Source organism: Streptomyces sp. NBC_00443, from assembly GCF_036014175.1.
In the GTDB taxonomy this organism is placed as follows: Bacteria; Actinomycetota; Actinomycetes; order Streptomycetales; family Streptomycetaceae; genus Streptomyces.
The window spans coordinates 3,866,626-3,883,751 of record NZ_CP107917.1 but is presented as its reverse complement, the minus strand read 5'-3'; the positions used below and the strand labels follow the sequence as shown (position 1 = coordinate 3,883,751).

Genomic DNA, 17,126 nt, shown 5'->3' with positions numbered 1-17,126 from the left:
CTTGCGGCCAAGGCCGGTTGCCGTGACCTGAGTCACGGCAACCGGCCTTCGTCGTGCGGACAGGTAGGGACTACGGCGCGGCGGCGGGCGCCTCAAGGAGCATCTGTTGGCTTGCGCCGCCTCCTCCGGAGGGGGTTCCGCGGGTCGCCCCGTGGGTTTCCTGCTTCAACGCCGACTGCCCGCCCGGAGTGCTCCGTTGAGGTCTTACACCGGCTCCACAGGCCGACACCGCCAGCCCGGCGGCCAGAAGGTTGCGCGCCGCGTTCACGTCCCGGTCGTGGGTCGTGCCGCAGCTCTCGCACGTCCAGGTACGGACGTTCAGCGGCATGCGCCCGGCGAGCGCGCCACAGTGGGAGCACAGCCGAGAGGAAGGGAACCAGCGGTCGACCGCGATCACCTCGCGGCCGTACCACTGGGCCTTGTACTCCAGCATGCTCCGGAAATCGGACCACGCGGCATCGGAGATGGCGCGGGCCAGGCGGCCGTTCTTCAGCAGGTTCCGAACGGCCAGATCCTCGATCACGACCACTTGGTTGTCACGGACGAGTCGAGTGGTGATCTTGTGCAGGGTGTCCCGTCTGCGGTCGGCGATCCGGGCGTGGATGCGGGCCACTCTGCGCCGGGCCTTGGCCCGGTTGGCTCCGTCGCCCTCGGCCTTGCGGGACATCTCCCGCTGGGCGCGGGCCAGCTGGGCACGGTCCTTGCGTTCGTGCCTGGGGTTGGTGATCTTCTCCCCGGTGGACAGCGTCAGCAGGTGGTCGAGGCCGGCGTCCACGCCGACCGTCTTGCCATTCGCGGGTAGCGGCCGAATGGTCGGGTCCTCCACCAGCAGGGACACGAACCAGCGTCCCACGCGGTCCTGTGAGACGGTCACCGTGGATGGCTGCGCGCTTGCCGGAAGCTGGCGCGACCACACGATGTCCAGCGGCTGGTCCATCTTCGCCAGCGTCAGCTCCCCGTCACGGAAGCGGAAGGCACTGGTGGTGTACTCGGCGGACGGCCTCGACCTCTTCCGCGACTTGAAGCGCGGGTACTTCGCCCGCTTGGCGAAGAAGTGGGTGAACGCCGTCTGCAGGTGCCGTAGGGCCTGCTGGAGCGGGACCGAGGACACGTCGTTGAGGAAGGCCAGCTCCTCGGTCTTCTTCCAGGCCGTCAGCATCGAGGAGGTGGCGTTGTAGTTCACCCGCTCCTGCCTCAGCGTCCACGCCTCGGTCCGGGCGGCGAGCGCCATGTTGTAGACCTTTCGCACGCACCCGAACGTCCGCGCAAGCTCCGCAGCCTGCGTGTCGGTCGGATAGAAGCGGTACTTAAACGCCCGCTTCGCGTAACTCGGCACGTTTCACAAGCTAGCACGTCAGCTTGTGAGGCGTGTGAAAGTTGCGTCCCGACGGGTGGCGACGTGATCGCCGCACCGTCGTGCTGGAGCGTGCGCTCGGCGACAAGCGCGGCCAACGCGCGTAACAGTGTGCGGTTACTCTCCCCAAGGGTCAGGCTGGTGGCATGACCGGTTCGATAGAACAGGGCATCAGCCAGACCCACGGGAACACGCACATCCTGCACTTCCTGGTGCGGCTCCCCCGGCCCGTGGAGACGGTCTGGCCGGCGCTCGGCACCCCCGAAGGGCTCGCGGCCTGGTTCACGCCCGCCGACGTCCTGGAACCCAGGCTCGGCGGCGCGATCTCACTGCGTGACGTCGGATCCGGGCAGGTCACGGCATGGGACGTCGAGCGGGTCGCCGAGTACACGGTGAAGGACGGCGGACGCCTGCGGTTCCACCTGGAACGGGACGGCGAGACGGGGACCGCCCTGCGCTTCACGTACGAGTTCCAGGGCGAGACGGAGTCGGAGCAGCGCTGGCGAACGCGCTTCGAGGCGCTGATCGAGGTGCTGGAGGGCGGCTGACGAGCGCCGCCCCGGACTGGGAGGCGGTCGAGGCGATGACGTCCCGCAGCCGCTCCACGTACAGCCGCATGTTCTTCTGCGCGACGTCGGTGTCCGGGTAGCGGCTCGCGAACCACAGGCCCTCGTGCAGCCGGGTGACCCACGCGCACACCTGGTCGCCGTACGACACCCTGATCAGCCCGTATGCCTTGTGCTCGGCCCAGTGGCCGGAGCCGGGGAGGCCACGGGTGTCGACGAAGGAGACGATCGAGTACAGGTCGGGCGACGTGGGGCGGAAGTCCGTGCCGAGCAGGCGGAGCACCCGGGCCAGCGGCATACGGGCCAGATGCCGGTTGGCGTGCAGCGCGGCGCGTACCGTGCGCAGGGCGCTGGGCAGGTCGTGGGCCTGCTCCATGGGGATCTCGATGGGCGCGCCGCCGACGTACCAGCCGACGGAGTCGGACCACCGGGACTTCGCGCGGGTGTGGAACGGTACGACGGTGCGGTAGACGGGCTCGTCGCCGATCTCGTGGACGATGAGGGCGGTGGCGGCCAGGATGCCGACCGAACTGCCGCCGTAGGGACGGCAGTACGTCTCGAACGCGGCGGCGGTGTCCGCGTCGGTGAGCGGCTCGCGCAGCAGCTCCTGGGTGGGCAGCCCGCCCTCGGGGTCCAGGCCCAGATCGACGGGGAAGTTGGGCAGCCTGCCGTCGCAGCGCCGGATGAACTCGCGCCAGCGGCCGACGATGTCGTGGCTGTCGTCGATTCGGTCGGCGTCCGTCCGCTCGATCTCGCAGAAGTCGACGTAGCTGCCGGCCGGCGCCCCTTGCACAGTCCCGCCCCCAAGGCACGCGGCGTAGAGCTCGTGGATCTCGGCGGGGATGCGATGGATGGAGTGGGCGTCGACGTTGCTGTGGTCGAAGGCCATGTACACGCTGGTGGCGTCGTCGCGGACGACGGCCGTGTAGATGAGGTTGGGCCAGCGCAGCGCGTCCGCGGTGACGTCGAAGCGGTCCTGGAGGTGCTGGACCAAGGCCGCGGGGTCGGTGAAGTCGCCGACCTCGGTGCGGTGCAGGGACACGGCGTCGGCGTCGAGCGTGAACCGGCGTACCTCGTCGCCGGGCCGGCCGGACCAGCGGAAGCCGCTGCGCAGCGTCTCGTGCCGCATCGTCCAGTTGCGCAGCGCCTCTCCCAGCGCGTCGAGGTCGGCCCGGCCCGGGAGGTCGAACGCGGTACCGAGCCAGGTCGGCACGAACAGGCCGTCCTCGCGCACGGATCGGGCGGTCCTGAGGTGCGACTCCTGGATGTACGCCGGCGGGCGGGAGTCCTCCGGGAGGTCGGTCGCCGTCGCCACGGTCGCCGGACTGAACGTCCATTCGACGAGTCGTCCGGGGCGGACCTCGCAGCGCTGGATGTCAGTCATTCGCACGGGCGGCTCCATTCGCGGCGGGGGACACACCCGAACGGGTGGTATCCCGCCCAACGAGGCAACCCTTCCTCAGAAACGGCTCGTTGCGATCACCCAACCATGATCATCCGACGGTGATCGAGTTCAGCTTCTCCCGCAGATACACATGCGAGTCCACCGGCGCGTACGCCACCCGTCCCACCGGAGTGGGCACCGACTCCACGCGGGTGCCGGGCGTGCACTCCCCGAAGTAGACGAGGGACATCAGCTCCTCGGCGGGGGCGTCGGCGGGCGGCGGCAGGACGCGATGGCGCCCGGACCGCCACCGGTCGCCGGTCCAACGGGCCATCAGATCACCGATGTTGATGGTGAAGGCCTCCGGGTCGAACGGTGCGTCCTCCCACCCGCCCTCGTCCGTGTAGACCTGCAACCCGCCCTTCCCCGCCTGCCGGTCGAGGATCGTCACGGTCCCGAAGTCGGTGTGCGGCCCGATCCGGAACTGACCGGGCTCCGGCGCACCGATCACCTCCGCTCCCGGGTACCAGTTGATGTTGAAGCCATAGGTCGGGTGGGCCATGTGCCGGGTGAAGAAGTCGGGTTCGAGACCGAGGGCCGCGCCGAGCAGGGAGAGGAGCCGGTTCTCCAGTTCGCCCATCCGCGCGAGGTACTCCTCGCACAGCGCCCGCAGTCCGGGGACCTCGGCCGGCCAGACGTTCGGCGCGTACCACTCGGCGTTGACGACCGGGTCCTCGAAGGGCTCGTGCGTCGCGAAGGTCAGCGACTCCTTCAGGTCCGGCGGAGTCTCGGTGCCCTCCGCGTAGCCGTTCGCCTCGGCGCCGGGGCCGAGCCAGCCGCGGCCGCCGACCTTGGCCTCGTAGGCCTGCTTGGCCTCTACGGGCAGCACGAAGAAGGCGCGGGCCGCCTCCCGGATCCGTCCGCGCAGCGCCGGGTCCACGCCGTGCCCGGTGACCAGCAGGAAGCCGGCGGTCTGCAGGGCCCTGTCGACGGTACGGGCGATCGCGCCGCGCGTCTGGGCGTCGCCCTCGAGCCAGGGCCCGAGGTCGATCGTGGGAATTCGTGGCTCACTCACCGATGTCCTCGTTCCACAGTGCCGGATTGTTCCTGATGAAGTCGCGCATCATCCCGATGCACTCGGGGTCGTCGAGGAGCACGACCTCCACGCCGTGCTCGGCCAGCCAGTCGTGCCCGCCGTGAAAGGTGACCGCCTCGCCGATGACGACGCGCGAGATCCCGAACTGCCGTACCAGTCCGGAGCAGTACCAGCAGGGCGAGAGCGTGGTCACCATGGTCGTTCCGCGATACGACCGCTGCCGTCCCGCCGCCCGGAACGCGGCCGTCTCCGCGTGCATCGAGGGGTCACCGTCCTGCACGCGCCGGTTGTGCCCCCGCCCGAGGACGGCCCCGTCCGGGCCATGGAGCGCGGCACCGATCGGGATACCGCCCCCGGCGAGCCCGGCGCGCGCCTCCGCGACGGCGGCGGCCAGCCAGGTGCGGGCCGTCGCGTGATCCAAGAGCTCCATGCCTCTCACTTTCCTGCGAGGGAGACGCGGGGGCGACCTGGGATGACTACCCACGCGCCGCAACGACGGAGCGTCACCCGGCTCTCCCCGTTGAAGGGTGCGAAGCACGTCACCGTGTCCGGCGTACGCAGGGTGCCGTCCGCGGTGAACAACTGCCGCGCCCCCTCGAAGGGAACGTCGTCACCGGTGACACGGGCGGCACGGTCGTACGGCTGACGCGTGGCGGCCGGCAGGGGCCGCTTCAGGCACGTGGATGCGCGCCTCGGGCTGCGGGACGCGGACTTCGCTGCCCTCGACGCGTTCGCGCGCGAGGCCGCCGACCTGCGCTGGTGCGGTAATTGGGTGGCGGGGCGGTGGGTGCCGGGTGTTGTGTGGCCGGGCCCGGTGGTCACGAGGAATGCCGGGGTGGGGAGGTTGTGTGGCGGGGCGGGAGTGGGCTTGGCAGGTGGCCGAGCTGCGTCACAGGGGTGGTGCGCCGGCCGCGTTCGTGGCTGCGTGCGGTGAGGACGAGGAACGGGGCCGGGAGGCCCGGGAGTTGGCGGGGCGGTTGCTCGCGTCGGACCCCGGCGACCTCGATGCGGCCCACGAGATCGTGCGGACGCTGGCCTACTGGGCGGACGATCTCGCGGATCACCCGCACCATCCCGGCGTCCCCCGCCCCGACGAGGCCGACCGCCTGACGCGCGACCACGTCAAGGACGTTCTGCACGACCACCTCACGGCTCCGGCGCGCGACTGGCTGTCGGGGACGAAGCTCTCCCTGGACGTCTGCTTCTTCGCCCTGCGCAGGCTGCGCAGACTCGACCCGCAGACGCGAGAGGACGTCTTCTACGCGTACGGCCGCGGCACGATGGCCCTCGACCTCGGCAACCGCCCGGCCGCGGCACGGGAACTGGCACGGCTGAGGGAACTGCGCGAGCTGTACGAGGCGTAGACGGAGCCGCAGCTCCGTGTCAGGGCTCGTCCCGCTTGCGCTTGTCGTCCTTCGTCCCGTCGTCGTCCTCGTCCAGGGACTTCAGGAACTCCGGATTGTCGTCGGGCGCGACCCACTGCCGGCGCCGGTTGTCCCGGACGCCGGACCAGCCCTCGGCCGCAGGGCTGCGCTTCTTGCCCGCGATGAGCCACGAGATCGAGCCGACCAGCGGGAAGAGCAGGACGAGGATGGCCCACAGCGGCTTGGGCATGTGGCGGATCTCGTCCTCCTTCGTGCTGATGCAGTCGATGAACGCGTACACGCTCAGCGCCAGTGGCACGAGGAACATCAGCACGCGGAGCATGGGCCCCTCTCCAGCGAAACGGTCGTCGGACCGGGGGCAGGCCCCCGGGGTAAGGGCCAGGGTAGCCGCTCGGGGATACTTGACCCCATGGCTTACGACGATCTTCGTTCCCTGCTCAGGGCGCTGGAGCGCGAAGGCGACCTCAAGCGCGTCAAGGCTGAGGTCGATCCGTATCTCGAGGTCGGGGAGATCGTCGACCGCGTACAGAAGTCCGGCGGTCCCGCGCTGCTCTTCGAGAACGTGAAGGGCTCCTCGATGCCCCTCGCGATGAACGTCTTCGGGACCGACCGGCGGCTGCTCAAGGCCCTGGGCCTGAAGTCGTACGGCGAGATCTCCGACAAGATCGGCGGGCTGCTCAAGCCCGAGCTGCCGCACGGCTTCGTCGGGGTCCGCGAGGCCTTCGGGAAGCTCGGCGCCATGACGCACGTGCCGCCGAAGAAGGTGAAGTCGGCGGGCGCGCCCGTGCAGGAGGTCGTGCTGCACGGCGACGAGGTCGACCTGGAGCAGCTGCCCGCCCTGTTCACCTGGCCAAAGGACGGCGGCTCCTTCTTCAACCTCGGGCTCACGCACACCAAGGACCCGGAGTCGGGCGTACGCAATCTGGGGCTGTACCGCCTCCAGCGCCACGACAAGCGCACGATCGGCATGCACTGGCAGATCCACAAGGACAGCCGGAACCACTACCAGGTCGCGGCGAGGCGGGGCGAGCGGCTGCCGGTCGCCATCGCCTTCGGGTGCCCGCCCGCCGTGACGTACGCATCCACCGCCCCGCTCCCAGGTGACATCGACGAATACCTGTTCGCCGGGTTCGTCTCCGGCAAGCGGATCGAGATGGTGGACTGCAAGACGGTGCCGTTGCAGGTGCCGGCGCAGGCCGAGGTCGTTCTGGAAGGGTGGCTGGAGCCTGGCGAGATGCTCCCGGAGGGGCCGTTCGGCGACCACACCGGGTTCTACACGCCGCAGGAGCCGTTCCCGGCGCTGAAGATCGACTGCGTGACGATGCGGAAGCGGCCGTTGCTGCAGTCGATCGTCGTAGGCCGCCCTCCGACGGAGGACGGACCCCTTGGGCGTGCGACGGAACGCTTCTTCCTCCCCCTGCTGAAGATCATCATCCCGGACATCGTGGACTACCACCTGCCGGAAGCCGGCGGTTTCCACAACTGCGCGATCGTCTCGATCGACAAGAAGTACCCGAAGCACGCCCAGAAGACGATGCACGCGATCTGGGGCGCGCACATGATGTCCCTGACCAAGCTGATCGTGGTCGTCGACTCCGACTGCGATGTCCACGACCTGCACGAGGTCGCCTGGCGGGCGCTCGGCAACACCGACTACGCCCGTGACCTCACGGTCGTCGAAGGCCCCGTCGACCATCTCGACCATGCCTCCTACCAGCAGTTCTGGGGCGGCAAGGCGGGCATCGACGCGACGAAGAAGTGGCCCGAGGAGGGCTACACGCGTGACGGCGGCTGGCCCGACATGGTGGAGTCCGACCCCGAGACGGCGGCGAAGGTCGACCGCCGTTGGAAGGAGTACGGACTGTGAGCAGCGCCTCCGCCGCGATTCCGCAGCCAGGACGCACGAAGGCGTTCCTCCGCCTCGTCATGATCGAGCACTCGGTGTTCGCGCTGCCCTTCGCGTACATCGCCGCGCTCACCGCAATGTTCCAGTGGGACAAGAACATCCACTGGGGGCGGCTGCTCCTGGTGACGGTCTGCATGGTGGGTCTGCGGACCTTCGCCATGGCCGTGAACCGGATCATCGACCGCGAGATCGACGCCCGTAATCCGCGCACCGCCCACCGCGAGCTGGTGACGGGTGCGATGTCGGTCCGTCACGCCTGGACCGGCGCCCTGATCGCCCTGGTGATCTTCCTGGGCTCGGCGGCCCTGCTGAACCCGCTGTGCCTGGCCCTCGCCCCCATCGCGGTGATCCCGATGGTGGTCTACCCCTACGGCAAACGCTTCACGAACTTCCCCCAGGCCATCCTGGGTCTCGCCCAGGCGATGGGCCCGGTCGGCGGCTGGCTTGCGGTCACCGGCACCTGGTCTTGGGACGCGGTGATCCTGGGCCTCGCGGTCGGCATCTGGATCGGCGGCTTCGACCTGATCTACGCCTGCCAGGACGTCGACACCGACCGCGAGGTCGGCGTCATGTCGGTCCCGGCCCGCTTCGGCATCCCGGCGGCGATCTGGGGCGCCCGGGCCTGCCACGCGGTCACGACGGCCCTGTTCGTCTGGTACGCCCTCGCCACGGACGCGGGCACCTTCTTCTGGCTGGGCCTGCTGATCGTCGCCGGCGCCTTCGTCTACGAGCACTCGATCGTCCGCCCGCACGACCTGTCCCGCCTGAACCGGGCGTTCTTCAGCGTCAACGGGTTCATCGGGATCGCCCTGTTCGTGTGTGCGCTGATGGATCTTCTGGTCCGGGGTCTGACCGTCTGACTACGGTGCGGGCCATGACCCGCCTGCACGCGCAGTTGAGCCGGTTCGAGGATGCGTTTCCCGGGTTCCGGACGGAGATCGTCGAGGGCAGCGTCGTGGCGTGCCCGCTCAGGCCGCACCACGCCGGGACGATCCTCGCGGCCCGGAAGGCACTCGAGCCGCAGCTCGGCCCGGAGTGGGACGTCGTCAGCGATGTCGCCTTCCCGCTCGACGAGGACAACGAGTTCTGTCCCGACCTGGCTGTCATCCCCGCGCCGGAGGCGAACCGGAACGAGTTCGCGTACCCGCCCGACCTCATCGAGCTGGTCGTGGAGGTCGTCTCCCAGGGCAGCATCCGCCGCGACTATGAGGTGAAACCCGGCCGGTACGCCTCCCGGGGCATCGCCAACTACCTGATCCTCGACCCGCTGAAAGGCCACGCCGTCACGATGTGGAACCCGGGCCCCGACGGCTACCGCGGCCGCGACACCATCCCCTACGGCCCCGAACTGACCGTCGACTCCCTGCTCGGCAAGCTGAAGATCCCCACCGCGAGCCTCCCTGTCGACTCTAAAGCGCGCCCCCGGCCCTGAGCCCAGGCCCGTCCGCCCGGCGCCGCAGCAGGAACGCCGCCGCAACCCCCGCCACCAGCCCCACCAGATGTCCCTGCCAGCTGACGCCGGACTGGGTCGGGGCGAGGCCCGCCAGTATCGAGGTGCCCCAGATCGCGGCCACCAGCAGGCCGGCCAGGATGCCGAGGGGGCGGCGCTCCACGAAGCCGGTGACCAGGAGATAGCCGAAGAGGCCGAAGATCAGGCCGGAGGCGCCCGCGGTGTTGGTGCCGGAAGGGGATATCAGCCAGACGCCGAGGCCGTCGGCGACGATGATCAGGGCGCAGACGGCGGCGAAACGGCGGATGCCGCCGAGGGCGGCCAGGAAGCCGAGGACCAGCAACGGCACGCTGTTCGCCGCGACGTGGGCGAAGCCGAAGTGGATGAAGGCGGCCGGGACGACGTCCACCAGCTCGGACGGGGTGCGCGGGACGATGCCGAGGCCGTCCAGCGCGTGCCCGCTGAGCACGTCGGCCACTTCCAGCAGCCACAGCAGCGCCACCCAGACCAGCATCAGCTTGGCCGCGGTCCGCGCGCGGTCACCCCGCGACCACTCGCGCCGCTCCGCACCCCATGTGCCCGCCACACCCGAACCCGCCATGGCCACCCCACCGCCCAACTCGTCCCCCTGAGGAACGCCCGGCCCCCCTTGGTCGGTTCCCACCCCGTAAGGCCGGATAGGCTCGGTGTCGTGAACCCAGTCAAGCCAGGAGAGACGCCGCGTACGCCTTGGATCGTAGGGGTGTCCGGCGCTTCCGGCACCCCATACGCCGCCGCGGTGCTGCGCGCGCTCCTCGCCGCGGGGGAGAGCGTCGACCTGGTCGTCAGCAGGGCGTCCCGGCTCACGCTCCTCGACGAGACCGGGATCTCCTTCCGCGACGCCCACTGGCAGGACGACCTGCGCGAGTGGCTCGCGCGGGGCGCCGACGGCAAGCCCGGGACCTTCGAGACGGACATCGAGGGCGTGCGGTACTGGAACGCCGGGGACCTCGCCGCAGGCCCGTCCTCGGGGTCGTACCCCACGAAGGGCATGCTGATCGTGCCCGCCTCCACGGCCTGCGTCGCCGGCGTCGCGCTGGGCCTGTCGAAGGACCTGCTCCAACGCGCGGCGGGCGTGGCCCTCAAGGAGGGGCGCAAGCTGGTCGTGGCCGTCAGGGAGACCCCGCTGAACGGCCAGACGCTGAGGCACCTGGTGACCCTGGACGACGCGGGCGCCACCGTCGTACCCGCCTCCCCCGCCTTCTACGCGGGGGCCACTCACATCCAGGACCTGGTGGACTTCGTCGCCGGACGCGTGCTCGACGCGGCGGGCGTCGAGCACCGGCTCTACCGCCGCTGGAAGGGCGAACTCGGCGGCGGAACCCGCACGACATGAACGCCATCTGAGCAAGTCGCAGTAACTCTCATCACTTCGGGAACTCTTCACCGGAAGGCTTCGATCGCATGGACGCGGTGGACAGGCAGCTCATCCAGGCCCTGAGGGAGAACGGCCGGGCCTCCTACGCGGAGCTGGGACGCCTCGTCGGCCTGTCGGGACCCAGCGTCACCGACCGCATCAACCGGCTGGAAGCGGCCGGCGTCATCACCGGCTACCGCGCCACCGTGGACGCCGCCTCGCTCGGCCTCGGCGTCACCGCGCTGATCGGCATCTCGCTGTCCGACGCCACCGACCACGAGGACGTCGCGAGCCGCCTGCGGGACCTGGGCGAGATCGAGGACTGCTGGTTCATCGCGGGCGACGACTCGTACATGCTCAAGGTCCGCGCGGCCGACGTGGACGGGCTGGAGAAGATCATCCGCCGGCTCAGCGGCACCAAGGGTGTCTCCCGGACCCGTACGACGATCGTGCTCTCCACCAAGTGGGAGAACCGGGTCGGACAGCTGCCCGAGGAAGAGGACGTGTAGCGCCTGATGGGGGTCGCCCCGCCCGAAGGGGCGGGGAGTACGGTTTACGGAGTCTTCCCGAGAGAGGTGCACGCATGGACGTCGGGCTCAAGCGCGAGCTGGAGGAGAAGGTCCGCTCCGGTGAGCGGCTGTCCCGCGAGGACGGCATCGCGCTGTACGAGTCGGACGACCTGGCGTGGCTCGGCGGCCTCGCGCACGAGGTGCGCACGCGAAAGAACGGCGACGTCGTCCACTTCAACGTCAACCGCCACCTCAACATGACCAACGTCTGTACGGCCTCCTGCGCGTACTGCTCCTTCCAGCGCAAGCCGGGGGAGAAGGACGCGTACACGATGCGCATCGAGGAGGCCGTCAAGCTCGCCAAGGCGATGGAGTCGGACAACCTCACCGAGCTGCACATCGTCAACGGCCTGCACCCGAACCTCCCGTGGCGCTACTACCCGCGCTCCCTGCGCGAGCTGAAGGCCGCCCTCCCGGACGTCTCGCTGAAGGCCTTCACGGCCACGGAGATCCACCACTTCGAGACGATCAGCGGTCTGTCGGCGTCGGAGATCCTCGACGAGCTCATCGACGCCGGGCTGGAATCCCTCACCGGCGGCGGCGCGGAGATCTTCGACTGGGAGGTCCGGCAGCACATCGTGGACCACCGCACCCACTGGGAGGACTGGTCCCGGATCCACCGCCTGGCGCACGAGAAGGGTCTGAAGACCCCGAGCACCATGCTGTACGGCCACATCGAGGAGCCGCGGCACAGGGTCGACCACGTCCTGCGCCTGCGTGAGCTCCAGGACGAGACGGGCGGCTTCCAGGTCTTCATCCCCCTGCGCTACCAGCACGACTTCGTCGACGTGAAGGACGGCAAGGTACGCAACCGCCTCCAGGCCCGCACCCAGATGGCCACCGGCGCCGAGGCCCTGAAGACCTTCGCGGTCTCCCGCCTGCTCTTCGACAACGTCCCGCACGTCAAGGTCTTCTGGGTCATGCACGGCGTCCAGACCGCCCAGCTGGCCCTCCAGCACGGCGCCGACGACATGGACGGCTCGGTCGTCGAGTACAAGATCACCCACGACGCGGACAACTACGGCACGCCGAACAAGCTGACCCGTGAGGACCTGCTGGACCTCATCCGGGACGCGGGCTTCCGCCCCGTCGAGCGGAACACGCGCTACGAGATCATCCGCGAGTACGACGGCCCGGACCCGCAGCGCCGCGAGTCCCCCCAGCCGATGCGGGTGTGATTCCGGAGGGCGGCGCCGTGGTACCCGTCCGCCATGGTGAGCACCAAGGCGCCCGAGGACGCCTACACCGCTGAACCCTTCCTCCCCGACCGCGGCGGCCTGCCCGCCCTGCGCCGCGCCGCCGCCGGATGCCGGGGCTGTCCGCTCCACCGGGACGCCACGCAGACCGTCTTCGGGGTCGGCGACCGGAACGCCCGCGTCATGCTCGTCGGCGAGCAGCCCGGCGACCAGGAGGACCGGCAGGGCAAGCCCTTCGTCGGTCCGGCCGGGCGTCTCCTCGACAGGGCGCTGCAGGAAGCAGGCCTCGACCCGGCGGACGCGTACGTCACCAACGCCGTGAAGCACTTCAAGTTCACCCGGGCCGAACCCCGCAAGCGCCGGATCCACAAGGCGCCGACCCTGCGCGAGATGACCGCGTGCGGTCCCTGGCTGGCCGCCGAACTGGCCGTCGTGCAGCCCGAGCTGATCGTGCTGCTGGGCGCGAGCGCGGGCAAGGCGCTGCTGGGGGCGTCGTTCCGGGTCGGGGAGGTGCGCGGAACGCTGCTGGAGCGCGAGATCCACGGCCGGCCGGAGAGGCTGGTGGCGACGGTGCATCCGTCGTCGGTGCTGCGGGCCCAGGACGACACGGACCGGGAGGCGGCGTACGCGGGGCTGGTCTCGGACCTGAAGGTGGCCGCGCGGGCGTTGACGTGATGGCTTTCGCCGCGCTCCACGTAATGGCTACGATTGCGCCGTGTCCCTTACCTTCACACTCGACCCGCCCGTCACTCCCGACCTCCGTGACGGCATCCTCGACCTGTGGACCGACGTCTCCAACGTCGGCGGAGCCGTGGGCTTCGTGCCGCCGGTGACGCGGGAGGAGATCCGGCCGGAGCTGGTGCGGCAGTTCGCCGGGATGGCCGACCGGAGCAGGCGGCTGCTCGTCGGGCACGATGACGACGGGCGGGTCGCCGCGACCGCATTCCTCACCTTCAACTCGCACCGGCTGATGATCCACTGGATCTGGCTCTACACGGTGATGGTGCACCCCCGCCACCAGGGCAAGGGCTACGGCCGCGACCTGCTGACCGCCGCCGAGCAGGCCGCCCGCACCTTCGACGGCATCGAGGCGATCCGCCTCACCTGCCGCGGCGGCCTCGGCCTGGAGCACTTCTACGGCTCCTGCGGCTACAAGGAGGTCGGCCGGATCCCCGACGCCATCCGGGTCGCACCGGGCGACGACCGCGAAGACGTGATCATGCTGCTGCCGCTCGAATGACCCGCCCCTGAGACCCCCCTGCAAGATCGGCCGCCCCGCGTGCTTCACTGGACAGTGGCCCTTTTTGGAATCGGAAGAGTGGATTGAGATGCTCCGCTACACACTGATGCGGCTCGGGATCTTCGTGGGCTGCCTCGTGGTCGTCTGGGGCCTCGTCTACTCCGGCCTCGCCCCGCGTGGCCTCGGTGACTCCAACGGCATGTGGGTCGTCCTGCTCGCGCTGCTGCTCTCCGCGCCCATCAGCTTCGTCGTGCTGCGCAAGGAGCGCGACCGCGCCTCCGTGCAGATCGTGCAGAAGGTCGACCGCGTGAAGGCCAACCTGGAGTCGAACCGCAGCCAGGAGGACGACGTGGTCGACGAGGCGGCTCGGGCGCAGGGCCAGGCCTCCTAGCCTGCCGCGTCCCGGCAGCGATACCACTCGGTAACTGCACGGACCCCGCCCTTACGCTTGTCCGGATCCATGGTGTGGGATGGCCGGATCCACGTCGGTGGAACGGCTGTTCGCACCGGCATTCGTGAACGTAAGGGGGAACCGTGGCACGAGCGCGCGCGCAGGCAAAGAAGAGCGCACGACGGGTTGCCGACGCCGTCGTCTCCGGAACCGATCCGCGGACGGCCGCGCAGGACGAACTGCGGCGGCAGATCGGCGGTCGGGGGACACGGGGAGACGGCGGCGAGGAGTACGACGTCCCGGGCGAGGGCATCGACCCGGCCGACTTCCCGGCCGCCCGGGAACAGGGCGGCTCCACCGCCACCGTGATGCGGCAGAAGACGGTGCCGCTGGACGAGGCCGGGGAGGCGCTCGGCCGCAGCGAGCAGGTGCGCGAGGGCACCGGGATGGTGCACGCCATCTGCCCGATGGTGATCCCCAAGGGCCGCTCGCTGATCTCCATGCTGCCCGTGCTGACGCTGCTCGTGCTGGGCGCGGTCGGTGCGGCAATCGTGGGCGCGTCCGGCGCCGACGTCCTGACCAACCCGCTGTTCGGCGTGCACTACTGGGTCATCTCGCTGGGCGCCGTCGCCTTCGTGTGGTGGCGCCAGGGCATGGTCATGGTGCCGGACGGCTGCCAGGCGATGATCACCCGGTTCGGCAAGCTGGAGAGGGTCGTCGGCCCGGGCCGGATCGTGCTGCTGAGCCCGTGGAAGCGGGTGTCGTACATCGTCAACACCACGATCGAGTACCCCTTCAACGCCCCGGTGCGCGAGGCACCGACCAAGGGCGGCGTGAAGGCGTCGATCGACCTGTTCATCCAGTTCCGGATCAGCGATCCGACCGAGTTCGTCTACACGCTGGGCGCGGTGCGCGGCTTCGAGGAGAAGCTGAGCAACGCGGTGAGCGAGACGATCCGCACCCTCGTCTACGAACAGGAAGCCGCCGGGATCTACGACATGGTCGGCGAGGACACCGGCCGGCTGCTGGACCTGCTCAACCAGCAGTTCCGCCCGGCCGTCGAGCTGACCAACGCCAACATCACCCACGCCGAACCCTCCGACCAGCGCTACCGCATGGACCTGGCGGCGCCGGAGATGGTGCGGGTGGCCAAGGAGGCGTACACGCACGAGTACGCGCTCCAGCTCCGCAAGGAGCAGGACGAGGGCGACCTCACCCGCGAACTCGCCTCCAGCCACGAGACGCTCTCCGCGATCCAGGCCGACATCGCCCAGTACCAGGCGCAGATGGACACCGCCGTGGAGCGCGAGACCAACCGCGCCGAGGCGCTCGCCCGCCAGCGCTACGTGCAGGCCGAGTCCGAGGCGAAGGCCAACGCGGCCCTGCTGGAGGCACAGGCCCTCGACATCCGCGCGGTGACCGCGGCGGAGGCGCCGGAGATCCTGGAGTACCGCTACCAGCAGCAGGTGCTGGACACGCTGGAACAGGTCGCCGACCACCTGCCCCGGCTGGTGCGCATCGGCGGCGCGACGGACGGCGGCGCCGGCATCGACTTCCTGGAGCTGGCCCGCGAGTTGGTCGGTGAGCGCGGCACGGAACTGTTCACCGACGAGGACATGGCGGCCGTACGGTCGCGTCTCACCGAGGTGTCCGAGCGGATCGCCGCGCGCGAGACGGAGATCGGCGCGCTGCTGGCGGCCGAGCGGCCGACGGTGCCGCAGGTGCCCGGACAGCCCGCATCGACCGACAGTTCCGAGCGCTCCGACAGTTCCGAGAGCTCCATGAGCTCCATCAGTTCTGACGTCTCCGAGGGGGCCGACCAGTGAGCACCGCCCGTTCCTCCCACCGCCGGTCGGTCATCTCCGAGAAGGTCGCCCCCTGGAGCGACATCGCGCGGCTGCTGCGCGGCGGCGAGGCCGACACCCTGATCCCGGTGATCATCCCCCGCCACCGGCGACGCCTGTGGTGGATGCTGCCGCTGTGGCTCGGCGTCTACGCCCTCCTCATGGGCGTGATGCTGTCCCTGCAGGAGGCGGACTCCCAGTCGGTCGCCGGAGACCTCGCCTACGGCACCCTCGCCACCCTGTCCTACGTCGGCGGCGTCGTCCTGGTGCTGATCGGCGTGCTGTGGTGGTGGCGCTCCTCGATCGTCGAGATCGAGCAGGGCACCAACGGCGTGCTGACCCGCTACGGCGCCGTCATCCGCACCCTGGACGCCGGCCGCCACTACCTGTGGCACCCGTGGTCCCGGGTCGACTTCGTCGTCGACACCGCCACCGAGATCCCGTACTCCGCGCCGGTGATGGCCTGCCCGACGCAGGAGAACGTGCCGCTGCGCTCCATCGAGTTCTTCCTGAAGTTCCGCATCACCGACGCCGTGCTGTTCGTCCGCACGATCGGCGCGGGCAACTTCGACCTGGTGCTCTCCAGCGCCGTACAGGACGCGATCCGGCAGCGGGCGCGCAAGATGCGTACCGAGCGGGCGTACGACCTGCGCGGCTCGGACGTGGCCGACATGCAGGAGCTGCTCAACCGCCAGCTGTCCCGCTACGGCGTGCGCATCACCGGCTCCAACATCCCGGACGTGCAACTGCCGGCGCAGTACCAGCAGCACCTGGCCACCCGGGAGCGGGTCGCCAAGGAGCGCACGGCGTACGACCAGGAGTGGGGGCTCATCCGCAAGCGTCGGATCGACCAGCTGGGCATGGACATCGAGCGGGCCAAGAAGGTGCGCGACGCCCGGATCGTCGAGGTCAAGGCCGCGCTGAACCGGGCTCGTGAAGAGGTCGCGCAACTGCTGGAGGAGCAGGAGACCAACGCCCAGCGCGTGCGGTTCGAGATCGAGACGCGGGGCCGCAGCGGCCTGATCGCCGCCGAGAACGAGGCACGCGCCCAGCGCGCTCTGGCCAAGGCCTACCGCGACAACCGTGCGGTCCTTCAGTACGAACTCGCCCGGCGTCGCCTGGAGGTGGGCGCGAAGCTCGCCGGCAGGGCGCCGCAGCCGGTCGTCGTACGGACCGACGGCACGAGCGCCGACACCTCGGCCCTGTCCACCCTGCTCGCCGCGCAGTTGCTGCCCCGGCTGACGGCCCTGCCGCCCGTCGACGGGCAGTTGCTGACGGACCGGGTGGCACGGTTCGCCGACGAGCTGGGCGACGACAAGTAGGACAGGTGTTCACGGCGGGCCGGGTGG

At 70.0% G+C, this 17,126-nt stretch carries 19 protein-coding genes; 13 read left to right on the top strand and 6 right to left on the bottom strand.

Annotated elements, in window-relative coordinates; genetic code table 11:
• Positions 1–70: 70 nt before the first annotated feature.
• Positions 71–1,336 carry an RNA-guided endonuclease InsQ/TnpB family protein gene (locus OHO27_RS17255; RefSeq protein ID WP_328424874.1) on the bottom strand — a complete coding sequence of 422 codons (1,266 nt, stop codon included), beginning with the start codon at positions 1,334–1,336 and terminating at the stop codon, positions 71–73.
• Positions 1,337–1,500: 164 nt separating this feature from the next.
• Here OHO27_RS17255 and OHO27_RS17250 point away from each other — a divergent pair, with 164 nt between their 5' ends.
• Positions 1,501–1,902 carry an SRPBCC domain-containing protein gene (locus tag OHO27_RS17250; RefSeq protein ID WP_328424872.1) on the top strand — a complete coding sequence of 134 codons (402 nt, stop codon included), beginning with the start codon at positions 1,501–1,503 and terminating at the stop codon, positions 1,900–1,902.
• Here the strand turns inward: OHO27_RS17250 and OHO27_RS17245 are convergent.
• The 3 genes from OHO27_RS17245 to OHO27_RS17235 form a co-directional block, all read right to left on the bottom strand.
• Positions 1,814–3,310, bottom strand: a complete 1,497-nt coding sequence (locus OHO27_RS17245; RefSeq protein ID WP_328424870.1) for a condensation domain-containing protein — start codon at positions 3,308–3,310, stop codon at positions 1,814–1,816. The two genes, OHO27_RS17250 and OHO27_RS17245, sit on opposite strands and share 89 nt — an antisense overlap.
• Positions 3,311–3,413: 103 nt before the next feature.
• Positions 3,414–4,379: an isopenicillin N synthase family dioxygenase gene (locus OHO27_RS17240; protein ID WP_328424868.1), complete on the bottom strand. Its 966-nt coding sequence runs from the start codon at positions 4,377–4,379 to the stop codon at positions 3,414–3,416.
• Positions 4,372–4,830, bottom strand: coding sequence for a nucleoside deaminase (locus OHO27_RS17235; protein ID WP_328424866.1), 459 nt, complete (start codon positions 4,828–4,830; stop codon positions 4,372–4,374). The genes OHO27_RS17240 and OHO27_RS17235 overlap by 8 nt, the downstream gene beginning before the upstream one ends.
• Before the next feature lie 445 nt (positions 4,831–5,275).
• On the opposite strand from OHO27_RS17235, the gene OHO27_RS17230 reads away from it, so the two are divergent.
• Positions 5,276–5,764 (top strand): hypothetical protein, encoded by a 489-nt coding sequence (locus tag OHO27_RS17230; RefSeq protein ID WP_328424864.1) that lies wholly within the window; start codon positions 5,276–5,278, stop codon positions 5,762–5,764.
• Positions 5,765–5,783: 19 nt separating this feature from the next.
• On the opposite strand, the gene OHO27_RS17225 is transcribed toward OHO27_RS17230, so the two are convergent.
• On the bottom strand, positions 5,784–6,107 hold the full coding sequence (locus OHO27_RS17225; protein ID WP_328424862.1) for a PLD nuclease N-terminal domain-containing protein: 324 nt from the start codon (positions 6,105–6,107) through the stop codon (positions 5,784–5,786).
• Positions 6,108–6,194: 87 nt separating this feature from the next.
• Between OHO27_RS17225 and OHO27_RS17220 the strand changes: the two genes are divergently transcribed.
• The 3 genes from OHO27_RS17220 to OHO27_RS17210 are packed head-to-tail and all read left to right on the top strand — an operon-like array spanning position 6,195 to position 9,123.
• Complete coding sequence (locus OHO27_RS17220; RefSeq protein ID WP_328424860.1) at positions 6,195–7,652, top strand: menaquinone biosynthesis decarboxylase; 1,458 nt, start codon at positions 6,195–6,197, stop codon at positions 7,650–7,652.
• Positions 7,649–8,551 (top strand): menaquinone biosynthesis prenyltransferase MqnP, encoded by a 903-nt coding sequence (gene mqnP, locus OHO27_RS17215; RefSeq protein ID WP_328424858.1) that lies wholly within the window; start codon positions 7,649–7,651, stop codon positions 8,549–8,551. Before OHO27_RS17220 ends, mqnP begins: the two co-directional genes overlap by 4 nt.
• A 14-nt stretch (positions 8,552–8,565) precedes the next feature.
• Positions 8,566–9,123 carry a Uma2 family endonuclease gene (locus OHO27_RS17210; RefSeq protein ID WP_328424856.1) on the top strand — a complete coding sequence of 186 codons (558 nt, stop codon included), beginning with the start codon at positions 8,566–8,568 and terminating at the stop codon, positions 9,121–9,123.
• Here the strand turns inward: OHO27_RS17210 and OHO27_RS17205 are convergent.
• A complete protein-coding gene (locus OHO27_RS17205) occupies positions 9,101–9,742 on the bottom strand; it encodes a rhomboid family intramembrane serine protease (protein WP_328424854.1) in 642 nt (213 codons plus the stop codon). The two genes, OHO27_RS17210 and OHO27_RS17205, sit on opposite strands and share 23 nt — an antisense overlap.
• A gap of 90 nt (positions 9,743–9,832) precedes the next feature.
• Here OHO27_RS17205 and OHO27_RS17200 point away from each other — a divergent pair, with 90 nt between their 5' ends.
• The 8 genes from OHO27_RS17200 (at position 9,833) to OHO27_RS17165 (ending at position 17,099) form a co-directional block, all read left to right on the top strand.
• Positions 9,833–10,516, top strand: a complete 684-nt coding sequence (locus OHO27_RS17200) for a UbiX family flavin prenyltransferase (RefSeq protein WP_328424852.1) — start codon at positions 9,833–9,835, stop codon at positions 10,514–10,516.
• A gap of 68 nt (positions 10,517–10,584) precedes the next feature.
• A complete protein-coding gene (locus OHO27_RS17195; RefSeq protein WP_328424850.1) occupies positions 10,585–11,046 on the top strand; it encodes an Lrp/AsnC family transcriptional regulator in 462 nt (153 codons plus the stop codon).
• A 74-nt stretch (positions 11,047–11,120) separates the two neighbouring features.
• The gene (gene mqnE, locus OHO27_RS17190) at positions 11,121–12,284 is read left to right on the top strand and encodes an aminofutalosine synthase MqnE (RefSeq protein WP_328424848.1); all 1,164 of its coding nucleotides are present in this window, start codon (positions 11,121–11,123) and stop codon (positions 12,282–12,284) included.
• A 33-nt stretch (positions 12,285–12,317) separates the two neighbouring features.
• Complete coding sequence (locus OHO27_RS17185; RefSeq protein ID WP_328424846.1) at positions 12,318–12,977, top strand: UdgX family uracil-DNA binding protein; 660 nt, start codon at positions 12,318–12,320, stop codon at positions 12,975–12,977.
• Between the two features lie 40 nt (positions 12,978–13,017).
• Entirely contained in the window at positions 13,018–13,542 is a 525-nt protein-coding gene (locus tag OHO27_RS17180; protein ID WP_328424844.1) for a GNAT family N-acetyltransferase, read from the top strand.
• Between the two features lie 88 nt (positions 13,543–13,630).
• The gene (locus OHO27_RS17175; RefSeq protein ID WP_328424842.1) at positions 13,631–13,933 is read left to right on the top strand and encodes a DUF4229 domain-containing protein; all 303 of its coding nucleotides are present in this window, start codon (positions 13,631–13,633) and stop codon (positions 13,931–13,933) included.
• 143 nt (positions 13,934–14,076) lie between these two features.
• The gene (locus OHO27_RS17170) at positions 14,077–15,759 is read left to right on the top strand and encodes an SPFH domain-containing protein (protein ID WP_328424840.1); all 1,683 of its coding nucleotides are present in this window, start codon (positions 14,077–14,079) and stop codon (positions 15,757–15,759) included.
• A complete protein-coding gene (locus tag OHO27_RS17165) occupies positions 15,756–17,099 on the top strand; it encodes an SPFH domain-containing protein (RefSeq protein WP_328424838.1) in 1,344 nt (447 codons plus the stop codon). The genes OHO27_RS17170 and OHO27_RS17165 overlap by 4 nt, the downstream gene beginning before the upstream one ends.
• Positions 17,100–17,126 lie beyond the last annotated feature (27 nt).

What these genes read in the sequence shown, in the direction of transcription:
- OHO27_RS17250 (WP_328424872.1), top strand. Translation starts at nt 1,501, where the DNA reads ATGACCGGTTCGATAGAACAGGGCATCAGCCAGACCCACGGGAACACG.
- OHO27_RS17235 (WP_328424866.1), bottom strand. Translation starts at nt 4,830, where the DNA reads ATGGAGCTCTTGGATCACGCGACGGCCCGCACCTGGCTGGCCGCCGCC.
- OHO27_RS17225 (WP_328424862.1), bottom strand. Translation starts at nt 6,107, where the DNA reads ATGCTCCGCGTGCTGATGTTCCTCGTGCCACTGGCGCTGAGCGTGTAC.
- OHO27_RS17220 (WP_328424860.1), top strand. Translation starts at nt 6,195, where the DNA reads ATGGCTTACGACGATCTTCGTTCCCTGCTCAGGGCGCTGGAGCGCGAA.
- OHO27_RS17210 (WP_328424856.1), top strand. Translation starts at nt 8,566, where the DNA reads ATGACCCGCCTGCACGCGCAGTTGAGCCGGTTCGAGGATGCGTTTCCC.
- OHO27_RS17205 (WP_328424854.1), bottom strand. Translation starts at nt 9,742, where the DNA reads ATGGCGGGTTCGGGTGTGGCGGGCACATGGGGTGCGGAGCGGCGCGAG.
- OHO27_RS17195 (WP_328424850.1), top strand. Translation starts at nt 10,585, where the DNA reads ATGGACGCGGTGGACAGGCAGCTCATCCAGGCCCTGAGGGAGAACGGC.
- mqnE (WP_328424848.1), top strand. Translation starts at nt 11,121, where the DNA reads ATGGACGTCGGGCTCAAGCGCGAGCTGGAGGAGAAGGTCCGCTCCGGT.
- OHO27_RS17185 (WP_328424846.1), top strand. Translation starts at nt 12,318, where the DNA reads ATGGTGAGCACCAAGGCGCCCGAGGACGCCTACACCGCTGAACCCTTC.
- OHO27_RS17175 (WP_328424842.1), top strand. Translation starts at nt 13,631, where the DNA reads ATGCTCCGCTACACACTGATGCGGCTCGGGATCTTCGTGGGCTGCCTC.